The 21221-nt window shown below is 68.0% G+C and carries 23 protein-coding genes; 17 read left to right on the top strand and 6 right to left on the bottom strand.

Annotated features, from left to right (window positions below; genetic code table 11):
• Positions 1-3: 3 nt before the first annotated feature.
• The gene (gene secF, locus VEC57_01430) at positions 4-927 is read left to right on the top strand and encodes a protein translocase subunit SecF (protein HYB97770.1); all 924 of its coding nucleotides are present in this window, start codon (positions 4-6) and stop codon (positions 925-927) included.
• An 89-nt stretch (positions 928-1016) separates the two neighbouring features.
• Positions 1017-1709, top strand: coding sequence for a class I SAM-dependent methyltransferase (locus tag VEC57_01425; GenBank protein ID HYB97769.1), 693 nt, complete (start codon positions 1017-1019; stop codon positions 1707-1709).
• 73 nt (positions 1710-1782) lie between these two features.
• On the opposite strand, the gene VEC57_01420 is transcribed toward VEC57_01425, so the two are convergent.
• From VEC57_01420 to queG, 3 genes are all read right to left on the bottom strand, one after another.
• Entirely contained in the window at positions 1783-2361 is a 579-nt protein-coding gene (locus VEC57_01420; protein ID HYB97768.1) for a hypothetical protein, read from the bottom strand.
• A gap of 137 nt (positions 2362-2498) precedes the next feature.
• Positions 2499-3503 (bottom strand): quinolinate synthase NadA, encoded by a 1005-nt coding sequence (gene nadA, locus VEC57_01415; GenBank protein HYB97767.1) that lies wholly within the window; start codon positions 3501-3503, stop codon positions 2499-2501.
• Between the two features lie 31 nt (positions 3504-3534).
• The gene (gene queG / locus VEC57_01410; GenBank protein ID HYB97766.1) at positions 3535-4752 is read right to left on the bottom strand and encodes a tRNA epoxyqueuosine(34) reductase QueG; all 1218 of its coding nucleotides are present in this window, start codon (positions 4750-4752) and stop codon (positions 3535-3537) included.
• On the opposite strand from queG, the gene VEC57_01405 reads away from it, so the two are divergent.
• The 4 genes from VEC57_01405 to VEC57_01390 all read left to right on the top strand — a co-directional run bounded on the left by VEC57_01405 (position 4751) and on the right by VEC57_01390 (position 7473).
• The gene (locus VEC57_01405; protein ID HYB97765.1) at positions 4751-5110 is read left to right on the top strand and encodes an iron-sulfur cluster assembly accessory protein; all 360 of its coding nucleotides are present in this window, start codon (positions 4751-4753) and stop codon (positions 5108-5110) included. The two genes, queG and VEC57_01405, sit on opposite strands and share 2 nt — an antisense overlap.
• A gap of 80 nt (positions 5111-5190) precedes the next feature.
• Positions 5191-6180: a hypothetical protein gene (locus VEC57_01400; GenBank protein ID HYB97764.1), complete on the top strand. Its 990-nt coding sequence runs from the start codon at positions 5191-5193 to the stop codon at positions 6178-6180.
• A 137-nt stretch (positions 6181-6317) separates the two neighbouring features.
• Positions 6318-6737, top strand: a complete 420-nt coding sequence (locus VEC57_01395) for a DUF4149 domain-containing protein (protein ID HYB97763.1) — start codon at positions 6318-6320, stop codon at positions 6735-6737.
• Positions 6727-7473 carry an HAD family hydrolase gene (locus VEC57_01390; GenBank protein HYB97762.1) on the top strand — a complete coding sequence of 249 codons (747 nt, stop codon included), beginning with the start codon at positions 6727-6729 and terminating at the stop codon, positions 7471-7473. The genes VEC57_01395 and VEC57_01390 overlap by 11 nt, the downstream gene beginning before the upstream one ends.
• A 59-nt stretch (positions 7474-7532) precedes the next feature.
• Here the strand turns inward: VEC57_01390 and VEC57_01385 are convergent, their stop codons facing one another.
• Positions 7533-8312 (bottom strand): hypothetical protein, encoded by a 780-nt coding sequence (locus tag VEC57_01385; protein HYB97761.1) that lies wholly within the window; start codon positions 8310-8312, stop codon positions 7533-7535.
• Between the two features lie 176 nt (positions 8313-8488).
• Here VEC57_01385 and VEC57_01380 point away from each other — a divergent pair, with 176 nt between their 5' ends.
• Together VEC57_01380 and VEC57_01375 are read left to right on the top strand one after the other, a co-directional pair.
• Complete coding sequence (locus VEC57_01380; protein ID HYB97760.1) at positions 8489-8656, top strand: hypothetical protein; 168 nt, start codon at positions 8489-8491, stop codon at positions 8654-8656.
• Positions 8657-8664: 8 nt separating this feature from the next.
• Positions 8665-9159, top strand: a complete 495-nt coding sequence (locus tag VEC57_01375; GenBank protein ID HYB97759.1) for a hypothetical protein — start codon at positions 8665-8667, stop codon at positions 9157-9159.
• Here VEC57_01375 and VEC57_01370 read toward each other — a convergent pair.
• Positions 9156-10034 (bottom strand): RluA family pseudouridine synthase, encoded by an 879-nt coding sequence (locus tag VEC57_01370; protein ID HYB97758.1) that lies wholly within the window; start codon positions 10032-10034, stop codon positions 9156-9158. The two genes, VEC57_01375 and VEC57_01370, sit on opposite strands and share 4 nt — an antisense overlap.
• The gene (locus VEC57_01365) at positions 10031-10867 is read right to left on the bottom strand and encodes a hypothetical protein (GenBank protein ID HYB97757.1); all 837 of its coding nucleotides are present in this window, start codon (positions 10865-10867) and stop codon (positions 10031-10033) included. Before VEC57_01365 ends, VEC57_01370 begins: the two co-directional genes overlap by 4 nt.
• A gap of 85 nt (positions 10868-10952) precedes the next feature.
• On the opposite strand from VEC57_01365, the gene VEC57_01360 reads away from it, so the two are divergent.
• From VEC57_01360 to VEC57_01320, 9 genes are all read left to right on the top strand, one after another.
• Positions 10953-12125 (top strand): mannose-1-phosphate guanylyltransferase, encoded by a 1173-nt coding sequence (locus tag VEC57_01360; protein ID HYB97756.1) that lies wholly within the window; start codon positions 10953-10955, stop codon positions 12123-12125.
• On the top strand, positions 12122-14770 hold the full coding sequence (locus VEC57_01355) for a 1-acyl-sn-glycerol-3-phosphate acyltransferase (protein HYB97755.1): 2649 nt from the start codon (positions 12122-12124) through the stop codon (positions 14768-14770). Before VEC57_01360 ends, VEC57_01355 begins: the two co-directional genes overlap by 4 nt.
• The gene (locus tag VEC57_01350) at positions 14767-15201 is read left to right on the top strand and encodes a GatB/YqeY domain-containing protein (protein ID HYB97754.1); all 435 of its coding nucleotides are present in this window, start codon (positions 14767-14769) and stop codon (positions 15199-15201) included. Before VEC57_01355 ends, VEC57_01350 begins: the two co-directional genes overlap by 4 nt.
• Before the next feature lie 68 nt (positions 15202-15269).
• Positions 15270-15746: a transcription elongation factor GreA gene (greA, locus tag VEC57_01345; GenBank protein HYB97753.1), complete on the top strand. Its 477-nt coding sequence runs from the start codon at positions 15270-15272 to the stop codon at positions 15744-15746.
• Positions 15747-15990: 244 nt separating this feature from the next.
• On the top strand, positions 15991-16506 hold the full coding sequence (gene rimP, locus VEC57_01340) for a ribosome maturation factor RimP (GenBank protein ID HYB97752.1): 516 nt from the start codon (positions 15991-15993) through the stop codon (positions 16504-16506).
• Between the two features lie 10 nt (positions 16507-16516).
• Complete coding sequence (gene nusA / locus VEC57_01335; protein HYB97751.1) at positions 16517-17917, top strand: transcription termination factor NusA; 1401 nt, start codon at positions 16517-16519, stop codon at positions 17915-17917.
• Positions 17914-18228 carry a YlxR family protein gene (locus VEC57_01330; protein ID HYB97750.1) on the top strand — a complete coding sequence of 105 codons (315 nt, stop codon included), beginning with the start codon at positions 17914-17916 and terminating at the stop codon, positions 18226-18228. The genes nusA and VEC57_01330 overlap by 4 nt, the downstream gene beginning before the upstream one ends.
• A gap of 11 nt (positions 18229-18239) precedes the next feature.
• Positions 18240-20900, top strand: coding sequence for a translation initiation factor IF-2 (infB, locus tag VEC57_01325; protein HYB97749.1), 2661 nt, complete (start codon positions 18240-18242; stop codon positions 20898-20900).
• 25 nt (positions 20901-20925) lie between these two features.
• Complete coding sequence (locus tag VEC57_01320; GenBank protein ID HYB97748.1) at positions 20926-21216, top strand: DUF503 domain-containing protein; 291 nt, start codon at positions 20926-20928, stop codon at positions 21214-21216.
• Positions 21217-21221: the final 5 nt, after the last annotated feature.

Genomic DNA, 21221 nt, shown 5'->3' with positions numbered 1-21221 from the left:
CCGATGTTCGAGCTCATCAAACCCGACACTCGCATCGACTTCATGAAGCTGCGCCCGTACGCGTTCGCGTTCTCCGCGGTGCTGACGGTGCTCGGCCTCATCGTGCTGTTCGCGCGCGGCGGCCCCAATTACGGCATCGACTTCACCGGCGGCCTTCTGCTGCACGTCGGCGTCGACCCTTCGGTGACGATCTCGGAGATGCGCGCCGCGGTCGACGAGCTCGGCGAGGCCGCCGAAGGCGCGTCCGTGCAGGACTTCGGCAACCAGCCCGGCGAATACCTGCTGCGCCTCGCGGTCACGGATGAATCGCTGGCGCAGGGGACCGGACAGCAGATCAAGGAGAAGCTGGCGGCGAAGTTTGCGGACAAGAGCTTCCGCGACCTGCGCACGGAGATGGTCGGCCCCAAAGTCGGCGCCGACCTTCGCCAGCGCGGCATCCTGTCGGTGCTCGCATCCACCGTCATCATGGGCATCTACATCGCCTTCCGCTTCGACCTGCGCTTCGGCGTGGGCGCTGCGGTGGCCTTGTTCCACGACGTCCTGGTGACGGTATCGGCGCTGGCGCTGGCCAACTTCGAGGTGGACCTGACGGTGGTGGCGGCCCTGCTCACCTGCGTCGGCTACTCGGTCAACGACACCGTGGTGGTCTCCGACCGCATCCGGGAGAACATGTTCGAGTCGCCCAAGGAGGACCTGCGCCACCTCATCAACCGCAGCCTCAACGAAACGCTCTCGCGCACCGTTCTGACCGGCGGCACCACCTTCATGGTGCTGGTGGTTCTTTTCTTCATCGGGGGCGGGGTCATCCACGCCTTCGCCTATACCCTGATCGTCGGCCTGCTCATCGGCACCTATTCCTCGATCTTCATTGCCAGCCCCATCGTGGAGCTGTGGAAGGGTGGCGCCCCCAGCCAAGGAAAGGCATGAAAGCGCAGCGGTCCGGAAGTCCGTTCGGGTTGAGAGAAGGACGCCGTGCGTATAGGCAGGTGTCGTCGCGAAAGGCAGCAGGCTCAACCTTGGACACCAGCAAGGGAAACGCGGCCAACGGCCAGCGCGCCAAGGAGCTTCCGCACCGGAGCCGGATCTACTCGGACCTGTCCGGCATCTACGACCACGTCTTCACCCGCGTCTTTGCCGAACGCATCGATCTGGTCATCAAAGGCCTGAACATCCCTCCGGGCGCCAGGGTGCTGGAGGTCGGCATCGGCACCGGCCTGTCGCTAGACGCCTATCCCTCGCACAGCGACGTGACCGGCATCGATCTGTCGCAGGACATGCTCGACCACGCCCAGCAGAAGATGGACCCGCGACGCCACGCGCACATCCATCTGCGGCAGATGGATGCGCTGCATCTGGAGTTCCCCGACGAGAGCTTCGACTACGTCATGGCATTTCACGTCGTGACCGTGGTCCCCGACCCCAAGGCGATGGTCGACGAGATGGTGCGGGTGTGCAAGCCGGGCGGCAAGATCGTCATCATCAACCACTTCTCGAGCGAGCGCGCGCTGGTGCGCTTCGTCGTCGATCGCATCGATCCGATCACGCGTTATCTCGGATGGAGCACGCGGCTGCGGCTGCACGAGATTCTGGACCCAGGCGTGATGGTGCTGGAGAAGCGCTACAAGACGTCGCCATGGTCGCTGTTCACGATCGTCCAGGCGCGCAAGGCACCCAACGCTTCAGCGGAATCGGCCGACGGACGACGATAGCGGCCGCTGGTCGATCGCCACAGACGCCGATGGCCGCCGGTTCGCGCGGCGCCATCGGCTTCTCGCCGTCTCGTCAGTTCTGACGGTTGGACGGGCGTTGCGGGATGACTCCCAGATGGTAGAGGCGGCGGGCGGTTCGCTTGGAGCCGCTTTCCAGCCAGCTTCGGTAGATGCCGAGGACACGGTCGTTGGCGGGGAAGAGGTTTCGGTCGGCGACCACGGCCAGGACCGCGGCGAAGTCTTCGAAGCGGCGCCCGAGGTCGTGGTAGGTCTCCGAAAACGCGTCCCGCTCGTTGTTGCCGAGATCGCCGAGGTCGAGATAGGCGCGGCTGCCGAGCTGCGAGAAATAGTCGGCGCCGGTCAGCGTGCCTTCGACGTAGTCGGCGAAGACGCCCGATAGGAACAGCGTGGTATCGGCGATGTCCTTCAGGCGACGGTAACGCTCCATCGGCGGCAGCGACGCCGCACGCAGCCACTCCACGCCGAAGGTCTGCCCGAGGCGGTCGGGCTCGCTGCGCAGGAAGTCGGCCAGCAGGCCGGCCAGATAGCTTTCGGTGAGATCGGTGGTGGATACCGCGGTGCGCGCCAGAGCCTGATGAACCAGCTCCGCAAGCAGCAGGCGGGCCGAGACGTCTGATCCTTCCGAGTCCAAGACAACGTCCTCCATCAACCCTTGGTGGAGGATATTGTATGGGGCCGTTTGCCGGCTTCCAATTCCCTAAGTGTTCGCAAGTTCGCCGACGCGTGCGTCGCACCGCCCGGGCGAGTATGCCGCAATGCGCCGCGGCGTCAGCTCAGCTCGAGCATCCGGTCCAGCGAACGCCGCGCCTGCTCGCACAGCTGCGGACTGAGGATGACCTCGTCCTTGTCGTGGACGAGGGAGTCGCGCGTGCCTTCGAGGGTGATCATCTTCATGTAACGGCACAGCTGGCACGCCTTGTAGAAGCGCTTCTCGGGAACCTCCATGAGCAGGCGGTCGGAGAGGCCGCACTCGGTGACGATGAGGAACTCGGGCGCCTCCGTCTCCTTGGCGTACTTGATCATGCCGCTGGTGGACAGCACCGCATCCGCCTCCTCGAGCACGTCGCGGCGGCATTCGGGGTGCGCGACGACGCGGATGCCCGGATGCGCCTCGCGCACCTTGCGGATGACGTCGGGACGGATCTGCTGGTGCACGTAACAGTCTCCGTCCCACGCGATCACGTTCTTGGTCGTGTTCTGCGAGACGTAGGCTGCCAGGTTGCGATCCGGCACGAACAGGATGTTGTCGGCGTCAACGGCGTTGACGATCTTGACCGCGTTCGACGACGTGCAGCAGACGTCCGTCACCGCCTTCACCGCCGCCGTCGTATTGACGTAGGAGACGACCTTGAGGTCCGGGAACACCTTGCGAAGCTCGTCGCGGCGCTCCACCAGCGCGTCCGCGTCCACGCTCTCGGCAAGAGAGCATCCTGCACGCGCATCCGGGATCAGCACCCGCTTCTGCGGCGAAAGGATCTTGGCCGTTTCCGCCATGAAATGGACCCCGCACAGCACGATGGTGTCCTGTGCGACGTCGCGTCCGTGGCGCGCCAGCTCGAGCGAATCACCGACGAAGTCGGCGACCTCGAAGATCTCCGGCCGCTGGTAGTTATGCGCCAGAATGACCGCGTTCTTCTCGCGCTTGAGCTCCTGGATCTCGGCCACCAGCGCTTCGATGCGCTTGCAGCTCTCGGCGTCGTAGACGGTTTCCTGCCCGAGCGCGCGAAACTGCTCGAACAGCTCTTCGGCAGGACGGCCTTGCGCGATGCCCATTTCCGCAAGGTGGCTCCGCGATGGCGCGGGGTCAAGCCACCCGATCGTGGCCAGGTTGGATCTTCGACCCGGATTGGCGCAGCGTCGTGATCGCCTCGTCGATCTCCGATTTCACCGGCGGCACCTGCTCGCGCTTGCGCGCCTGCTCGAGTGCGGCACCCGCTTCGGCTCCAGCCAGTCGCCCCAGCGCCCAGGCGCAGTGCGCGCGCACCAGCGGCTCATCATGCTCGCGCAGCGCGCGAGCCAGGCTCGGCACGGCCGCCGGGTTGGCGGTGTTGCCGAGCGCAACCGCGGCATTGCGTGCCAGGCCACGCCGCTTGGCCCGCATCACCGCGGTTCCTGCGTACGTCTCGCGGAACTGCTGCGGCGTCAGCTCCAGAAGCCCCGGCAGATAGGGCTGCAGAAAAGCGTGGGTGACCGGCGAGGCAGGAGTCCACGGACACGGCTCCTGACACAGGTCGCAGCCGAAGATCCAGTTGCCGACGCGCTCACGCAGCGCAGGCGGCACCGGCCCGCGCAGCTCGATGGTCAGGTAGGAGATGCACAGCCGCGCATCGATGGTCGGCCCATCGTCGAGCGCGCCGGTCGGACATGCCGGCACGCACGCGCGGCAGGTACCGCAGTGGTCGGCGGTGAAAGGCGCATCGGCCGCAAGGTCGGCGGTCGTGACCAGGCAGCCGAGAAGAAACGACGAGCCGGCGTTCTGCATGAGCAGGTTCGTGTTGCGACCGTACCAGCCCAGGCCCGCTCGCCGCGCCAGATCCTTTTCGACCAGCGGCCCGGCATCGACGTGTGCGACCGCCTCGCAGCCGGTTGCCTGGCGCAGAAAACGGGCCAGAAGCTCCAGCTTTTCTGCAATGTGCGTGTGGTAGTCGGTGCCGGCCGCGTACGCGGCGATGCGGCCGGTCAAGCGCTGCCGCCAGTGCGGATCGGGCGCCGCCGGCAGCGCATAGGGCCAGGCCACGACGACGACCGATCGCGCGCCGGGCAGGCGAGCCGCCGGCTGCACCCGCTGCATCGGCTGCGACGCCAGGTAGTCCATGAGCCCGTGACGCTGCGACTGCAGCCACTGCTCGAGAGTCGGTCCGCAATCGAGATCCTCCGCGTCCGTGATCCCGCAGGCAACGAAGCCGAGGCGACGGGCCTCCGCTCGCAGGATGTCCTCGACGCCGGAGAGCGGCCTCGATCGCGCTGCACGCCGATCATTGCGCACGGGCGATTCGATGCTAGAGTCAGCACGCTGTGTCATGAGCGATTTCGTCACCGAGCCTATCGTCCAACTGACCCCCAAAGCCATCGACAAGGTCGTGGCCGCGCGCGCTGCCGAGGGGCACGGCCCTGACTACGGCCTGCGTCTGTCGGTGGTGAAGGGCGGATGCTCCGGCTACGAGTACTCCATCAAGTTCGCGGCCGCACCCAAGGAAGGCGATCTCACCTACACCGTCGGTGCGCTGGCGGTCTTCGTCGATGGCGACAGCGCCGAGCTGCTGCGCGGAACGGTGCTCGACTACACCGACGGGCTTCACGGCGCCGGGCTGAAGTTCGTCAACCCCAACGCCTCCCATAGCTGCGGCTGCGGCGCATCCTTCGCGGCGGCCGAAGACTGAGCCCGGCCTTCCCGATCCACCGGCATCTGGCCGTCTACGTCTCGCGCCATGGCTACGGGCATCTGGTCCGTGCCGGGGCAGTGCTCGAGCAGCTTCTCGATCATTTCCCGCTGCGGTTGACGCTCGTCTCGCCCATCGCGCCCTCGCTGTGGCCGCCGCAGCTGCAGTCGCAAACGACCTGGATCGACGCCGCCACCGACGCCGGCATCGTCCAGACCGATGACGTCACCGTCGACGCGAACGCCACCGCGGCGTGCCTGCGGGAATGGGCCACGCAGCACGAAGCCGTGCTGGCGCGCGAGACCGAGCGGCTGCGCGCCGGTGTCGATCTGGTGCTTGGCGACGTGCCGCCGCTGGCTTTCCGGGCCTCGGCCCACGCGGGCGTTCCGTCGGTGGCTCTGGCCAACTTCACCTGGGACTGGATCTACGACCGTCTCGGGCACCGCCAGGCGGCGGCTGCGGCGGCGGCCGGCTACGCGCGTGCAGACCTGCTCCTGGAGGCCACGCCATCGGCGCCGATGCCGGCATTCGCTGCGCGGCAGTGCGTCGGCATGATCGCTCGCGCCAGCTCGCTGCCTCGCCAGCAGTGCCGCTCGCGGCTCGGCGCGAGCAACGGCGAGCGGCTGGTGCTGCTGGCGCTGCGGGCGAGCTCGAGCTCGCTGGTGACGCTGCCGCCGCCGCGCCGCGATGTCCGCTACATCCTCGAGCGATCCTGGCCGCTCCGCGACCCGCGCAGCGATGTCGTGCGCATTCCCGACGATATGCCGTACGTCGATGCGGTTGCCGCCAGCGACATCGTCGTCGGCAAGCCGGGCTACGGTCTGATCGGCGACGTCACGGCCGCACGTGCCCGCTTTCTCTACATTGCGCGGCCGGGCTTTCCGGAAAACGAAGTCCTCGAGCAATGGCTGTCGGGCCGCAGCGGCACCGCCCGCATCGATCGCGACTCGCTGGCAGCCGGCGAGTGGGCGCGCGCGCTCGATGCGCTGTCGCAGTCGCCGCCGCCGCCGGCTACGCCCGTCGACGGTGCACGGGCCGCCGCCGCCCGCATTGCCGCCATGCTGCCGTGAGCGCTGCCGCTAACGAGCCACGCTCAAGGCCTTGCATGATCGACTGCGGCCGCATCCCCGGTTAGCCTGCGTCGATGTCCGAGGCGGCCGCTGCAACGCAACCCTCCCGTGCCCTCGTCTCTGCCTTCGTCACCGTGATGGCATTGTGGATCGGAGGCTCGGTCTTCTTCTCGGCGCTGGTCCTGCCGGTGCTGTTCATCAACATGCCCTCGCCCTCGGAGGCCGGCGCGGTTGCCGCGCTCCTGTTCCCCATCTACTTCCGCGCCGGTCTGGCGTGCTCGCTCATCGCGCTCGTGCTGGCGCTGGTGCTGGCGCGAGGGGCAGGGCGCCTGTGGCAGGCAGCGGTCCTGGTGGTGGCCGTTATGGCGGCGGTGCAGGCCTATTCTGCACTGCTGCTGCATCCGGAGATGGCCGGCCTGCGCGGCAGGCCCGAGCACGTCGAGCGCTTCCAGGCGCTGCATCGCCGCTCGGTCCAGCTCAACAACGTCGTGCTGGCCGCGGGCATGGCACTGCTTCTGTCGAGCGGGGTGCTCCTGCTCGGACGCCGTGAACGCTAGGCCCGACGCCATCCTCTTCGATCTCTTCGGCACGCTCGTCTTCTTCGACGATGACCGCCTGCCGCGCATGGAGGTCGGCGGCCGCTCCGTCGTCATGACCGTACGATCGATGCCCGAGCTGCTGCGGCGCGCATGTCCGCACGCGTCGATGCCGCTGTTCCTGACGACGCTGCAGGAGGTGGGAGCCGAGCTGGCCGAGGTCAAGCGCCGCGCCGGCATCGAAATCCTGACGCACGTTCGTTTCGAGCGGGCCCTGTTGCGGCATGGCGTGCCCGAGCAGGATGCCGCCGACATCGCGCTCAGGATGGCGCGCGAGCACATGGACAGCCTGTTCGCCGCCGTCCTTTGTCCAGCCGACCGCGTGCCGCTGCTGCGCCAGCTCGGCAGGCACCATCGCCTGGCGTTGCTGTCCAACTTCGACGACGGCGCCACCGCACGCCGCATCCTGGACACCCACGGCCTGACACCGATGCTGGAGACCGCGGTGATCTCGGCCGACGTCGGTCTTCGCAAGCCGTCGCGGGAGATCTTCGCGCGCACGTGCGCACGGATGTCGCTGGCGCCGCAGCAGTGTCTCTATGTCGGCGACACCTGGCGCGAGGACATCGAGGGAGCCACCGGCGCCGGCCTCGCCGCCGTGTGGGTCACTTCCGAGGCACGGGCCGATCCGCCTGCGCTCGGCCGCATCGGCGATGCGAACGAGCTGCCGCGATGGCTCGAGCTTCGAGGCTGGTAGAGCGGTTGTGTGCGCAGCGGTTGGCCCGGCCGCCCGCCGACGGCAGCGGCAACGGAGGCTCAGCGCGCCAGGCGCCGCGCAACGGTGATGAACCCGGTGTGTCCGACCATGCGCGCTTCGGGACGGATGCTGGGCCCTTCGATGTGCCATCCTCGCTCGAGCACCTCGTAGCTTTCGGCCAGCCCGAGCCCGCGCGAAGCTTCGATGGCATCGTGCAACGCCTTGAGCTGCAGCACGCCGCAGACGTAGGCGATCAGGATGCCGCCATCGCGCAGCGCCTGCGTGGCCGTTTCCAGCACGGCCACCGAATCTAGCACGTCGATGACGACGCGATCCACGTCCTGCTCGTCGACGCCGGCGCGGCCGTCGCGAACCTTGAGCGTCCATTGCGGACAGGCGCCTTCGTACAGCGCCACGTTGGCGCGGGCCTCCTCGGCCATGTCGGCACGGATCTCGTAGCTGAACAGGTGCCCGGCCGGGCCTACCGCGCGCAGGAGAGCCATCGAAAGCACGCCCGAGCCCACCCCGATCTCGACCACCGTCTGGCCGGGCCGGATGTCCCCGCGCATGACGATCAGGCCTGCGTCCTTGGCGAAAATGGGCTCGGCGGAGCGCTCGAGCAGCGGCACGACCTCGGCGTAGGAGGGGCGGAAGACGCGAAACGGCTCATCATCGTCGGCGACGACGCGTGAACCCTCGGTGCGGCCGATCAAGGCGTCGCTTGCCAGCACCGAGGAACGAATGGTGATGCGGTGCCCGGCGCGCAGGCGCTTGAGGTAGCGGCGGCCGCGGCGGTCGTGAAGGATGACGGGCTCGCCGTCTCGTAGAACCGAGGTCATGGCTGCGGCCGCTTGGCCCAATCCTGGCCGCGATGCAAGGGCGGGCTTCCTCGACGACAGCGGATTGACTGCCTCTTCGGCGGCCATTAGATTCGCCGTTCGACTGGAGGGCCGACCCACCCGGCACTGACGCGGAGCAATCCTGGCCCGCGCTGTTTTCGAGTCGCAAGAGAGTCATGGGAGCGAAGAAAGCAAAAACAGCCCAGAAGGCTGGACCGTCCAAGAAGCAGGCCTGCCCCGATTGCGGCGCCGAAGCTCGAGTCGTGATGTACGCAGGATATGGCGAACGCGGCCTGTTCTGGGTCTGCGACAAGAGCTGCGGCTACAAGCAGCGCACCCGCTGAGATCGTCCGTGGGACGGGCGAAGAAGAAGGGCTCGGCCGGGAGCGGCGAGTTCAGCCTCTTCGACGAGAGCGATGCGCCGGACACCGACGCCGAGGAGGATCTTCCAAAAGACGAAGCCGGCCGCGCCAAGATCAAGCAGCAGTACGTCGAGCTGCTCGGCATCCGCGTTCAGAAGCTGGCCGGTCGCATCCTCAACCGCGAGCGCATCAACAAGACGCTCGAGGGCGTCTACTTCATTTGCGGGCGCTGCCGCAAGGTCTGCCACAACCTCGATGACGGTCTGGTCGAGGACAGCGGCAACGCCAACAACCTCTGCACCAACTGCCACAAGACCGTGAACGAGCCGCCCAAGCCGGCGAAGAAGGCACCGCCGGCCAAGAAGGCCGCGCCGCCACGGTCGAGCCCGGCCGCCAAGGGCGCCAAGACAGCCAAAGCCGTAAAAGCGGTAGGCAAAGCCGGCGCTGCAGCAGCGAAAAAACCCGCCAAGAGCGGCCGCCGCTAGACCCGCTCGATCCCCGTTTTCAAAGCAGCGTAGACTGAGACGAAGTCGGCCGGCGCTGGCGCGGTCACGTCGATTTCCTCGTCTATGCGGATCCGCAGCGCGTGCAGGAGATGTCCGGCGCGTGCGGATGGCAGGACCGGTCCTCCGTAGAGAGGATCGCCGAGCAGCGGGTGGCCGCAAAGCGCCAGATGCACGCGAACCTGGTGGCGCACTCCGGTGTGCATGTGCACGTGCACCAGCGACCAGCCTCTGCCCACGTCGAGCGGCCGGGCCCGGGTCCATGCCTTCCGCGCGCGCTCGCCTCGCGAGGCCGGCCCGACTCGCGAACCGCGCATCGCCAACGGCCGGTCGATCGACACTTCCTCCTCCAGGGTTCCCGCAACCAGCGCCAGGTATTCCTTGGCGGCTTGGCCGGCGGAGAACATCGCCCGAAGGCGGGCATATTCGGCGGCGGTCGTGGCCGCCAACAGGACCCCGGAGGTGTCCCGGTCGAGCCGGTGGACAGTGCCGCCTTCTTCTGGCCGCTTGCCGACTTGAGCGATCCCCTTGAAGCGCTGCTCGAGGAATTCGGCGACGCTGCCGCCGCTACGGCCTCGCTGCGTGTGCAGGCCTGCCGGCTTGGCAACGGCAAGGACGTTCCCGCCCTGCCACAGGATGCGGACCGGCTCGGCGGGCACGGCCGTCGGTCGCGGCTGCGACTCGAGGATTTCGATGGTCTGCCCACGCGCCGGCACGGCGGAGGCCGCCGCAGGACGGCCATCGATGCGCACCTGGCCGGCGCGGATCCATTGCCCGGCACGCCGGCGGCCGCAGCCGGTCATGTCGGCGATGAGCTTGTCGAGGCGGACTCCGCCCCGGGCGACGACCAGCTTCACGCCGCCTGGCTGGCCGAAGGGCCGCGATCCTCGAGATTCTCGAGAACGAGCTCCCAGACGCGCGAGGAGACCAGCAGCGCCAGGTGGCCCACGCCATCGACCGTGATGTTGAACGCGCCGGGGTAGTAGGCGCTCTCGAGCGGAAAGACGACGGCATCGAAGCTGGAGGCGATGGCAGTGACGCGCGCGTGGCCCGGTACGTCATCGCCCGCAGCCAGACGCTGCAGGAACGGCGAGCCGGGCCGAAGCTGGGCAAAGCGCGGCCCCGTGATCAGCGAGGCCAGCGCCGTGCCCTGATGCGGCGTTCCGAGCGTGACGACGTTGCCGAGGAGTCCGCCGGCGCCGTCGAAACGCGCCGCCGCGCGCACCAGCAATCCGCCGACTCCGTGCGCGACCACGTCGATGCGCGTGACGCCGTGATCCTGGCAGAGCCGCGCCAGAGCGGCACCGACGTCCGAAGCCTTGGCGTACAGATCGGCGCCTTCGCTCGAGAATTCGACGATCACCGGGCGCCAACCGCAGGCCGCCAGCCGGCGCGCCAGCAGACGCATCGTGACGGGGGATGTGGACAACTCGTGCACGAGCGCGACCACGTTTCCGCTGCCGGTCCCGTCACCGTCCCAGCGCCGCGAGCGCGGGATCAATTCGCCGAACGCCCAGCACAGCAGCGCCACCGGCAGCAGCACGCATTCGAACAGGAACGGCCACCACATTTGCGCGGGCAGCTTCTCGCGCGCGCCGGCGCAGGCTCGGCGAGACTCGTAGATCATGAGCAGATGCGCGCCGCCTTGCGCGAGCACCACGAGCACGAGCAGGATCACCAGCAACGGCACGCGCGTGATTTACGGAGGGCTTCGATGTGAGGCAAAGCGCGGCCGATTTGCTTTTCGCGTCACGGGCCACGAGGATTCCAGGCCCGTGGCTCCACGTCCCCCTTCCTCCGCGCTGCGCAATTCGCCCCGATCCGACAAGAGGGCCCGTCAGGGCGGCGGCGGCCGTTATGCAGTCATCATGGCCGGCGGCACGGGCACGCGCTTCTGGCCATGGAGCCGCCAGCGCATGCCCAAGCAGCTGCTGTCGCTCGTTGGCCCGCAGTCGATGCTGGCCGAGACGGTGGCGCGACTGCGAGGAGTCGTCGCCCCTTCCAACATCCTGATCGTCACGAACCGGCAGCTGGTGACGGCCGTGGCCGAGGCCGTGCCGGAGGTGCCGCGATCGTCGGTTCTCGGCGAGCCGGTGGGGCGCAACACCGCACCATGCATCGGCTGGGCCGCCCTGGAGATCCTGCGGCGCGACGCGGACGCCGTCATGTCGGTTCTGCCCGCCGATCACGTCATCGGCGATGCCGAAGCGTTCCGCCGCAACCTGCGCCAGGCCTACGAGATCGCGGCGTCCGGAGAGCACCTGATCACGTTCGGCATCCGACCGACCGAGCCAGCCACGGGCTACGGGTACATCCGCGCCGTCAAGCCTCTGCCTGGACACGCCAAGGCGCTGGCCGTCGATGCCTTCGTCGAGAAGCCGACTCTTGCCGTGGCCAAGCGATACGTGGCCAGCGGCAAGTACTACTGGAACAGCGGGATGTTCGTCTGGAAGGCTGCGCGAATCTGGCAGGAACTGGGCGAGCACCTGCCCGCGTTGACCCGCGGCCTGTCGGCGATGGAGGAGAGGCGGCGAAATGGTCGCATTCCTGCCGCGCAGCTGACCAAGGCCTTTCCGGCGCTGCCGGCCATTTCCATCGACCACGGCGTCCTCGAGAAGAGCAGCTCGGTCGCGGTGATCCCTGCGGCCTTCCCGTGGTCGGACATCGGCAGCTGGGACGCAGCGGCCGGGCTGTGGCCCGCCGACGACGCCGGAAACGCCTCGCGCGATCCCCTCGTCGCCATCGATGCCAGCGGCAACGTGGTGGCCTCGCGGGGCAAACCCGTGGCGCTGCTCGGCGTGCGTGATCTGGTCGTCGTGGATGCCGGCGATGCGCTCCTCGTCTGTCCACGCTCCCGGTGCCAAGATGTACGCCAGGTCGTCGCCCGTCTCGGCGACGCCAGAGCCGCCAACGATCCGAAGTTGCGCAAGCTGCGGGAGCTGCTGTGAGCGCCGAGCCAAGCCGTGTCGAAAGCGTCGCTGCGGAGGCCATTGCCGAAGGAGCCCCTTCGCGCCAGCGCCCGCACCGCTCGGCGATGCGACGCCGGTTCGGAACGCTGGCCGAGCTGGTGGGCCGGCGCCTGTTCGAGAAGGCCGTCGTCAACGAGAGCCTGGTCGAGAAGATCCGCGACCTCTCGCAGCGCGGCACCGTGATCTACGTCCTGCGGCACCGCTCGTTCGTCGACTACTTCATGGTCAACTGGGTGCTGCGACGCGAGGGCCTGCCGCTGCCCGTGTTCGCCAACGGCATCTCTTCGATCGCCCTGGCACCGATGAGCGACGCGCTCGGCCTGCTGCGCGATCGCATCGCCAGGATGTTCGGGCGCGGCCGTCCTGCCGAGAACAGCCACGACTACTGTGCGCGTGCGGTGCGAAACGGACAGTCGGTCCTCATCTTCATGCGCGGGCCGCGCCGGCGCACGGTGCCCGTGCAGGCGCAGGCGGGAGCGGCGCCGCGAGTCGGCAACGACTATCTGCGCGAGATCGTGCACGGCGCGCGCGAAGGCGAGCGCGAGCGCTTCATCGTCCCGCTGGCGCCGTTCCGCGGCCATAGCTTCCGCAAGCGCGAAACCGGCATCACCGCGCTCGTCTACAGCGTGCACGAAGTGCCGAGCGAGTGGCGCAAACTGCTGACCTACTGGTTCTACCGCAACGACCTCTTCCTGACGGTGGGCACCGAGGTCAGCGTCGGCGACTTCACGCGCCGCTACCAGAACGACACCGAAGACCGCCTCGTGCGGCGGCTGACGCGTGCCATCCAGATCTTCCTCAACCGCGAGGAGAGGGTGGTGATGGGACCGGCGATCATGCCCCGCCGCAAGGTCAAGTCGCTCGTCCTCGACGACGAGGAGACGCGCGTCTTCCTGTCGCAGACGTCGCAGAAGACGGGGACGCCGGAGGCCAAGCTGCGCAAGCAGGCGGAGGCCTACTTCGACGAGATGGCGGCCGAGTACAATGCCGCCGTCTTCGCGGTGGTGGCATGGGCGTTCAAGAAGATCTGGAACCGCATGTTCCAGGGGCTCGAGCCGATCGGCTTCGAGAAGGTGATCGAGAAAGCCAAGCACCACCCGATCGTGCTGGTGCCGTGTCACCGCAGCCACTTCGACTATCTGATCCTCTCCTACCTGTTCTATCTCCACTTCGTCAGCCCGCCGCACATCGCCGCCGGAGTGAACATGTCGTTCTGGCCGATGGGACCCATCTTCCGCGGCAGCGGCGCGTTCTTCATCCGCCGCACCTTCGGCCACGACGACGTCTACAAGTACGTCTTCCGGCGCTACCTGCAGTTCCTGATCCGCGAGGGCTACACGCAGGAGTTCTTCATCGAAGGCGGTCGCAGCCGAACCGGCAAGATCATGACGCCGCGCCTGGGCATGCTGTCCGCCATCGTCAGCGCCTACGCCAGCGGCATCCGGCGCGACCTGTACCTGGTGCCCGTTTCGATCCACTACGGCCGCATCGTGGAGGAGGAGGCGTATCAGGCCGAGCTGACGGGCGAGGAGAAGGAGCCGGAGAACGTCTTCGCGCTCGTGCGCGCGCGCCGCTTCCTCCAGCAGAAATACGGCACGGCCTACGTCTCCTTCGCCGACCCGATCTCGCTCAGCGACGTCCTGGGCGAGCGCAAGCAGCGCTTCGGGGAGGCCGAGAGCAACCCGGAGGTCGAGGAGGAGAAGCGGCGCTTCATCCAGCGTCTGGGGTTCCGCATCCTGCGCGAGGTCAATGGCGCCGAAGTCGCGGGCGCGACCTCGGTGTCGGCAACGGTGCTGCTGGGGTCGCCGCACTGGGGATTCCGCTACCGGGACTTTCGCGAGCGCGCCAACGCGCTGGTCGATCTGACGCGCTTCCAGAACATCATTCCCACGGCCTCGCTGGCGCGCAACGTCGGCGACTTCCGCGAGAGCATCGGCTTTCTCAGCTCCAACGGCCTGATCGAGGTGCTGCAGCGCGGGCGCGAAGAGGTGCTCGTGGTGCGGCAGGGCCGGCGCCTGGCGCTGGACTTCTACAAGAACAACCTCATCCACGCCTTCCTGCTGCCCTCGCTGCTGACCTCGTGCATGAGAGAGGGCGATCCCGTCGCGCGGCTTCCCGATCGCGTCTGGTGGTGGCTCGACCTGTTCCGCTACGAGTTCCCGCTGCCTGCCCGCGACGAGATTCCCGGCATGGTCGAGCGCTTTCTGACGTTCTATCGCGAGAAGGGGGCGGTGCGAGGCGATGAGCTGGTGGACTCGCATCCGCTCGCGGCCGCGACGCTGAACGTCCTGCAGAACTTCCGCGAATCCTACTACGTCGTCGCCCTGACGCTGCACGGCCAGCTGTCCAACGAAGGCACGACGCAGAAGGCGCTGCTCGAAGAGATCCGCCGTCACTACAAGACGTGTCTTCTGCTGGGCGAGGTGGTGAAATCCGAAGGATCGGGCGACGTCACGCTGCGCAACGCGCTCAGCCGCTATGAGGAGCTGGGCTTCATCCGCACGGAGATGCGCGGGCGCGGCGGCCGCGAGCGGTGGGTGCTGCGGGGTCCGCGCTGGCCGGAGCTCGAGGACTTCGTGCTGCGGTTGCAGGAGAGCCTGCAGGTCCACAGGAGCAACCGATGACCGAGAAAGAGCTGCGCGAGCGCCTCAGCGCCGCGATGCGCGAGAAGCAGCCGATGCGCATGCGGGCGCTGCGAGCGATTCTGGCGGGCGTCAAGAACCGCGGCATCGAGCTGCGCGGCGAGGTGCCGGAAAAGGAGATCACGACGATCATCCAGCGCGAGGCCAAGCAGTGCCGCGAGACGCTCGACTTCGCCACCAAGGCAGGGCGCGACGATCAGGTCGCCGAGCATCAGGCGCTGTTGACCGAGATCGAGACGCTGCTGCCGCAAGCGCTGAGCGAAGAGGAGCTGCGGCAGGCGATCCTGGCCATCGTGGCCGAGACCTCCGCCACCAGCATCGGCCCCGTCATGAAGACGCTCGGCGACCGCTATGCGGGGCGCTACGACGGCAAGCGCGCGAGCGAGCTCATCCGGGCGATTCTCGGGACCTGAAGCCGCCGGCACCCGAACGGATGGCGCGTTGACAGCCGGTGCAGGCGCCCCTAGTCTCCGCCGCTCTCATGAAGAAGCTGCCCATCGTCGAGAAGCTCCAGAACGAGCTCGCGGACATCCGCCGCGAGCTCAACATCGATCTGCCCAAGGTCATCGAGACCGCGCGCGAGCACGGAGACCTGCGCGAGAACGCCGAATACCACGCGGCCAAGGAGCGCCAGGGCATGCTGAGCGCGCGCGCCGGCGCCCTGGAGTCGCGCCTGAAGGAGCTGTCGCTGTACACCATTTCCTCGATTCCCCGCGACGGCATCGGCTACGGCAGCATCGTGGAGCTCGAGGACGCCGACAGCGGCGAGGTGGTGCGCTACGAGATGGTGTTCGCCGAGGAGGTCGACGCCTCGGCCGGGCGCATCTCGCTCAGCTCGCCGGTGGGGCAGGCCCTGCTCAAGAAGCGGGAGGGCGACGAGGTGACCATCCAGCTGCCCAATGGCCGCAAGACCTACGCCGTCGTCTCCGTCACCACCCTCCACGACCGCAATCTCTGAAGATTCGTCGAGGTCGCAGATCGGGGCATGTCCCGGCCAGGTCTGCGCAGGAACCGAGGTCCCGCCCGGAACCCGCCCCGGACCTGCCCGCACGCCCGGGGAAACAAGGTCGGCGTTTTCTTGCGGCGCCGCGATGCGCGTGGTACTTCCCCGCGGAGTCAGGGCAGTGGAGGAGGTGGGCCCTTCGCCCGCCTCTTTTTGTTTGATCCTCTCGCGGCCGGACCGGCCGCGGCGGATCGCCCTGATGACCGAGGTACGCGTGAGCACGACCGGCTCGAAGATCTGGGCGATCGCCGAGCCGCTTGCGGCTGAGCGTGGGCTCGAGTTGCTCGACGTGGAGCTGGCCGGCAGCGGCTCGCGCCAGCTCGTGCGGATCTTCCTGGACAGCCCGGACCCGGCGCGAGCAGTCAGCCTCGAGGACTGCGAGGCCGTCAGCAGACGCCTGGGGGACGCCCTGGAGGCGCATGAGGCCGTGCGGAGCAACTACATGCTGGAAGTGTCCTCTCCGGGCCTGAATCGCCCGCTGAAGAGAGTCGAGCACTTCGAGCGCGTGCTCGGCAAGAAGGTTCGGGTGCGGATGAGGAACGAGGTCGACGGGCGGCGCAATTTCCTCGGACGGTTGGACGAGGTGGCGGAGGATTCGATCACGGTCACCGAGGAGGGCGGCAGAACGACGCGGCTGATGGTGGCCGACGTCGAGAAAGCCAACCTCGAGTACGAGTTCGAAAAGAAGGAGCCACCCCGGCGCCGGCGCCGCTGAGGCAGACGATATGATGCAAAAAGAATTACTTCGGGTCATCGAGCAGGTCAGCAAAGAAAAGGGCATCGATCGCCAGCTCGTCATCGAGGCGCTCGAGGAGGCCATGAAGTCGGCCGCCAAGAAGACCCACGGCGCCGATCTCAACATCGAGGCGAAGTTCAACCCCGAGACCAGCGAGATCGACATCTACAAGATCGAGACCGTGGTGGCGGAGGTGGAGAACCCCGACGCCGAGATCACGCTCGAGACCGCGCGCGAGAAGTACGATCCGGAATCGCAGATCGGCGACGAGCTCCTGACCAAGCTCGGCCCGCCCGACTCGCGCATCGCCGCCCAGGCCGCCAAGCAGAACATCGTCCAGAAGGTCCGCGACTACGAGCGGGCCATGATCTACAACGAGTTCAAGCAGCACGAGGGGACCATCCAGTCCGGCATCGTGATGCGCTTCGAGCGCCGCAACCTGATCGTCCAGCTGCGTCCCAACGTCGATGCCATCCTTCCCGAGCGCGAGCAGATTCCGCGCGAGCGCTACCGCCAGGGCGACCGCATCCGCGCCCTCATCGTCCGCGTGGACGAGAATGCGCGCGGCCCGCAGATCGTGCTGTCGCGCACCAATCCGGAGCTGGTCAAGAAGCTCTTCGAGCAGGAAGTGCCCGAGGTCTACGAGGGTATCGTCGAAGTGAAGGAAGTCGTGCGCGAGCCCGGTGGTCGCGCCAAGATCTCCGTGGTCAGCCACGACAGCGACGTCGATCCGGTCGGCGCATGCGTGGGCATGCGCGGCTCGCGAGTGCAGGCCGTGGTTCAGGAGCTTCGCGGCGAGCGCATCGACATCGTCCCGTGGACGCCCGATGAGACCGAATTCGTCTGCCGTGCGCTGTCGCCGGCCAAGGTCTCGCGCATCGTCATCGACGAGGCCGACCATTCGATGGAAGTGGTGGTGCCCGACGACCAGCTCTCGCTGGCCATCGGCCGCAAGGGACAGAACGTGCGCCTGGCCGGCAAGCTGACCGGCTGGAAGCTCGACGTCCACTCCGAGAGCGAATACGAGCGCTGGCAGCGCGAGTCGCGCCGCTCCCTGCGCCGCGTCGAAGGGCTGTCGGACCTGCGCGCCGAGCTGCTGCTGGCCGATGGGTACAAGTCGGCCGGCGAGCTTTCCGGCTCCGATCCCGACGACATCGCCGGCGTGCTCGAGTGCACGCGCGAGGAGGCCGAGCGCATGATCGCTTCGGCCAAGGCGGCCGACGAAGTCGAACGCCGAGAGAAGATCGTCGCTCGCATCGCGCGAGCCGTGACGGAAGCCGCCGAGGCGGTGCTGGCTCGCGGCCGTGAGGACGCGGCCGCCGCAGCCGCCGCAGCCGCGGCGGCCGCCGAGGATGCCGGCGAGAGCGCGGAGGCGGTCGTCGAGGCATGAGCAGCGGCGGCAGACCCGTGCGCACGTGCGTCGGATGCGGCGGGCGCGATGCGCAGCATTCCTTGCTGCGCGTGCAGCTCGATGAGCGCGGCCAGGCCGTGATCGTCGACCGTGCCCGCACGGGAAGAAGCGCCTACGTGCACCCGGCGGCGGCGTGCGCGGCGGCACTTCCGAAGAGCAGGGGACTGACGCGCTCGCTGCGCACACAGCTGGCGGCGCCGCAGCGCCTGCAGCTTCGCGGCAGCATCGAAGAGCGCATCGGTCCTGCAGGGCCGCAGATGGCAGAGGCCGCAGCAGAGCGCGGCCAGTGAGACGAGAAGGTATGGCAGAGAGCCGCAACGTCAGTGAAGTAGGCAAGGGTCGCGGCGGCGCCGCGGCTTCCCGCACGCAAGCCGCGCCGGCCGCGGTCGTCATCCGCCGCGCGCGCAAGCGGCCCGAGGAGAAGCCGACACCGCCCGGCATGCCGAGCCTCAATATCGGCAACCGCCGGGTGGCCACGGCCATCGAGCTGACGCCGGAGGCGCTGGCGCTGTTCGACCCCAATCCGTTCGCGTACGCCTCGCTGCCCGTGATGGTCGCGGCCGAGCCGGCACCGGCCGAGACTCCCGCGCCGCCACCGGCGCCGCCCGCACGCGCCGAGGAAGCGACGCCGGCTGCAACACCGGTCGCCGAGACGACGCCTACGCTCGAGGCCGCACCGCCGGAGCCCGCTCCCATCATCGAGCCCGATCCGATCCTGGAGCCGGTCATCGACGAGCCGCCGCCAGCGCCGCCGGTCGAGGAAGAGGACTTCTCCGACAAGGTCTCGCCGGACGAAGCCCAGCGCATCACCGACGACTACACCGAGGCCCTGCTCAGCCGCGCCGAAGCTCCGGCCGCGCCTCCGGTCGAAGCGCCCGAGGAAGGCGCCCGCCGCGGCGGCGCACGCGTGCTCGGCCGCATCGATCTGACGCGCAAGCCCGCGGCAGCCCGGCCGGCTCAGCAGCCGGCTCAGGCCGCGCCGGGAACGGCCCCCGCCAAGCCCGCCAAGGAAGGCGAGAGCGAGGCCGACAAGGGTCGCAAGAAGAAGCGCAAGGTCGTCCGCAAGGAGGACATGTTCGACGCGCTCGAGCGTGCCTACCAGGTTCGGCCGCGCAAGAAGCGCGCGGCGCCCGGCCAGAAGCTGCGCAAGACCGAGGTCACCGTTCCCAAGGCCAGCAAGCGCGTCGTCCGCATCAACGCCGCGGCCACCGCATCGGACCTGGCCAAGGCCATGGGCATCAAGGTGGGCGAGGTTCTCGGATCGCTGATGCGCGCGGGTGAAATGCGCACCGCCAACGACCTGCTCGACATCGACACCGCCACGCTGGTGGCCGAAGAGTTCGGCTACACGGTCGAGAACACGGCCGTGGACGTCGATACCCTTCTGAACATCGGCGGCGAGGAAGGAACCGAGATCGAAGAGGGAGAGGTGCGGCCGCCGGTGGTCACCGTCATGGGCCACGTCGACCACGGCAAGACCTCGCTGCTCGACTCCATCCGCAAGGCCAACGTGATCGCCACCGAATCGGGCGGCATCACCCAGCACATCGGCGCGTACATGGTCGAATCGAGCATCGGCCCGATCTGCTTCCTGGACACTCCCGGTCACGCGGCCTTCACGGCCATGCGCTCGCGCGGCGCCCAGGTAACCGACATCGCCGTGCTGGTGGTTGCCGCCGACGACGGCGTGATGCCGCAGACCATCGAGTCCATCAATCACGCCAAGGCTGCCGATGTTCCCGTGATCGTGGCGGTCAACAAGATCGACAAGCCCGATGCCAATCCCGACCGCGTCAAGCAGCAGCTGACCGATTACGGTCTGCAGCCCGAGGAGTGGGGAGGCACGACCCAGTTCGTGCCCGTCTCGGCGCTCAAGGGCACCGGGATCGACGAGCTGCTCGAGGCCATCTCGCTGCAGGCCGAGCTGCTCGAGCTGCGCGCGCCGGCCGACTCGCGCGCGCTCGGCACCGTCGTCGAGGCGCGCCTCGACCGCGGACGCGGCCCGGTGGCCACGGTGCTGGTGCAGAAGGGCACGCTCAAGCACGGCGACCATTTCGTGTGCGGCGAGATCGTCGGACGCGTGCGCGCGATGAACGATCATGCCGGACGGCCCGTCAAGCAGGCCGGTCCGTCGACTCCGGTCGAGATCATCGGCCTGGACGGCGTGCCGTCGGCGGGCGACGCTTTCGTCGTCGTCGAGGATCCGTCCAAGGCCGCGCAGGTTGCCGAAATGCGGCGCGAGGCGACGCGAAAGTCGGGGCTCGTCGCGACCACGCGCATGTCCCTCGAGGACCTGCAGCGGCAGTTCAGCAGCACCGGTGCGCTCGAGCTGCGAATCGTGATCAAGGCCGACGTGGACGGCTCGGTCGAGGCCATCAAGGCGGCGCTCGAGAAGCTCTCCAACGACGAGATCACGCTGCGCGTGATCCACGGCGGCGTCGGCGCCATCAACGAGTCGGACGTGCAGCTGGCGATGGCGTCCAACGCCATCATCGTCGGGTTTCATGTCCGGCCCGAGGCCAAGGCGCGCGCCCTGGCCGAGCGCGAGACCGTGGACATCCGCCTGCACTCGGTGATCTACGAGCTCATCGACGAGGTGAAGGCGGCGCTCGAGGGCATGCTGGCGCCCGAGTACAAGGAAGTGTTCGAGGGCCGCGCGGAGGTGCGAAACACCTTCACCGTGCCCGGCGGCACCATTGCCGGCTGCTACGTGCTCGACGGCAGCATCATCCGAAACCACGACTGCCGGCTGCTGCGCGACAACGTGGTCGTCTACAAGGGCAAGGTCGGCAGCCTGCGTCGCTTCAAGGACGATGCACGCGAGGTGGCGGCCGGCTACGAGTGCGGCATCGGCTTGGATCGCTTCAACGACGTGAAGGTGGGCGACATCATCGAGACGTTCCGGCAGGACGCGGTCAAGCGCACGCTCCAGCCGCGCAGCGAGCAGGCGGCGCGCGAGTGATCGCGCAAGCCTCGAGCGTCTGGCCGTGGTCGTCGTCGGTGTTCTGCACCTGATCCTGTACTTGCCCGAGAACCACTCGCTCAAGGGCAAACGGGCGGTGCTGCGCTCGATCAAGCAGAGGGTACGCAACAAGTTCAACGTCTCGGTCGCCGAATGCGACGACCTCGACAACTGGCAGAAGATCACGCTCGGCGTGGCGCAGATCGGCAATGATCGCGATCACGTCGACCGCTGTCTTCGCGAAGTATCCACGTTCGTTTCGGCGCTCGGCCTGGCCGAGCCGGGACGCGAGAGCTACGAGTTCGCCAACTACTGAGCCGC

The sequence above is a fragment of the Candidatus Limnocylindrales bacterium genome (genome assembly GCA_035626395.1).
Classification (GTDB): Bacteria; Desulfobacterota; Binatia; order UBA1149; family CAITLU01; genus DASPNH01.
The sequence above is the reverse complement of the archived record's forward strand: the minus strand, read 5'-3'. Positions and strand labels throughout refer to the sequence as shown.

Excerpts from the sequence above, each read along its gene's own strand:
- VEC57_01385 (HYB97761.1), bottom strand. The coding sequence starts at position 8,312 with ATGACCTCGGTTCTACGAGACGGCGAGCCCGTCATCCTTCACGACCGC.
- secF (HYB97770.1), top strand. The coding sequence starts at position 4 with ATGTTCGAGCTCATCAAACCCGACACTCGCATCGACTTCATGAAGCTG.
- rimP (HYB97752.1), top strand. The coding sequence starts at position 15,991 with ATGACCGAGGTACGCGTGAGCACGACCGGCTCGAAGATCTGGGCGATC.
- infB (HYB97749.1), top strand. The coding sequence starts at position 18,240 with ATGGCAGAGAGCCGCAACGTCAGTGAAGTAGGCAAGGGTCGCGGCGGC.
- VEC57_01405 (HYB97765.1), top strand. The coding sequence starts at position 4,751 with ATGAGCGATTTCGTCACCGAGCCTATCGTCCAACTGACCCCCAAAGCC.
- queG (HYB97766.1), bottom strand. The coding sequence starts at position 4,752 with ATGACACAGCGTGCTGACTCTAGCATCGAATCGCCCGTGCGCAATGAT.
- VEC57_01395 (HYB97763.1), top strand. The coding sequence starts at position 6,318 with ATGGCATTGTGGATCGGAGGCTCGGTCTTCTTCTCGGCGCTGGTCCTG.
- VEC57_01350 (HYB97754.1), top strand. The coding sequence starts at position 14,767 with ATGACCGAGAAAGAGCTGCGCGAGCGCCTCAGCGCCGCGATGCGCGAG.
- nusA (HYB97751.1), top strand. The coding sequence starts at position 16,517 with ATGATGCAAAAAGAATTACTTCGGGTCATCGAGCAGGTCAGCAAAGAA.
- greA (HYB97753.1), top strand. The coding sequence starts at position 15,270 with ATGAAGAAGCTGCCCATCGTCGAGAAGCTCCAGAACGAGCTCGCGGAC.
- nadA (HYB97767.1), bottom strand. The coding sequence starts at position 3,503 with ATGGGCATCGCGCAAGGCCGTCCTGCCGAAGAGCTGTTCGAGCAGTTT.
- VEC57_01380 (HYB97760.1), top strand. The coding sequence starts at position 8,489 with ATGGGAGCGAAGAAAGCAAAAACAGCCCAGAAGGCTGGACCGTCCAAG.
- VEC57_01330 (HYB97750.1), top strand. The coding sequence starts at position 17,914 with ATGAGCAGCGGCGGCAGACCCGTGCGCACGTGCGTCGGATGCGGCGGG.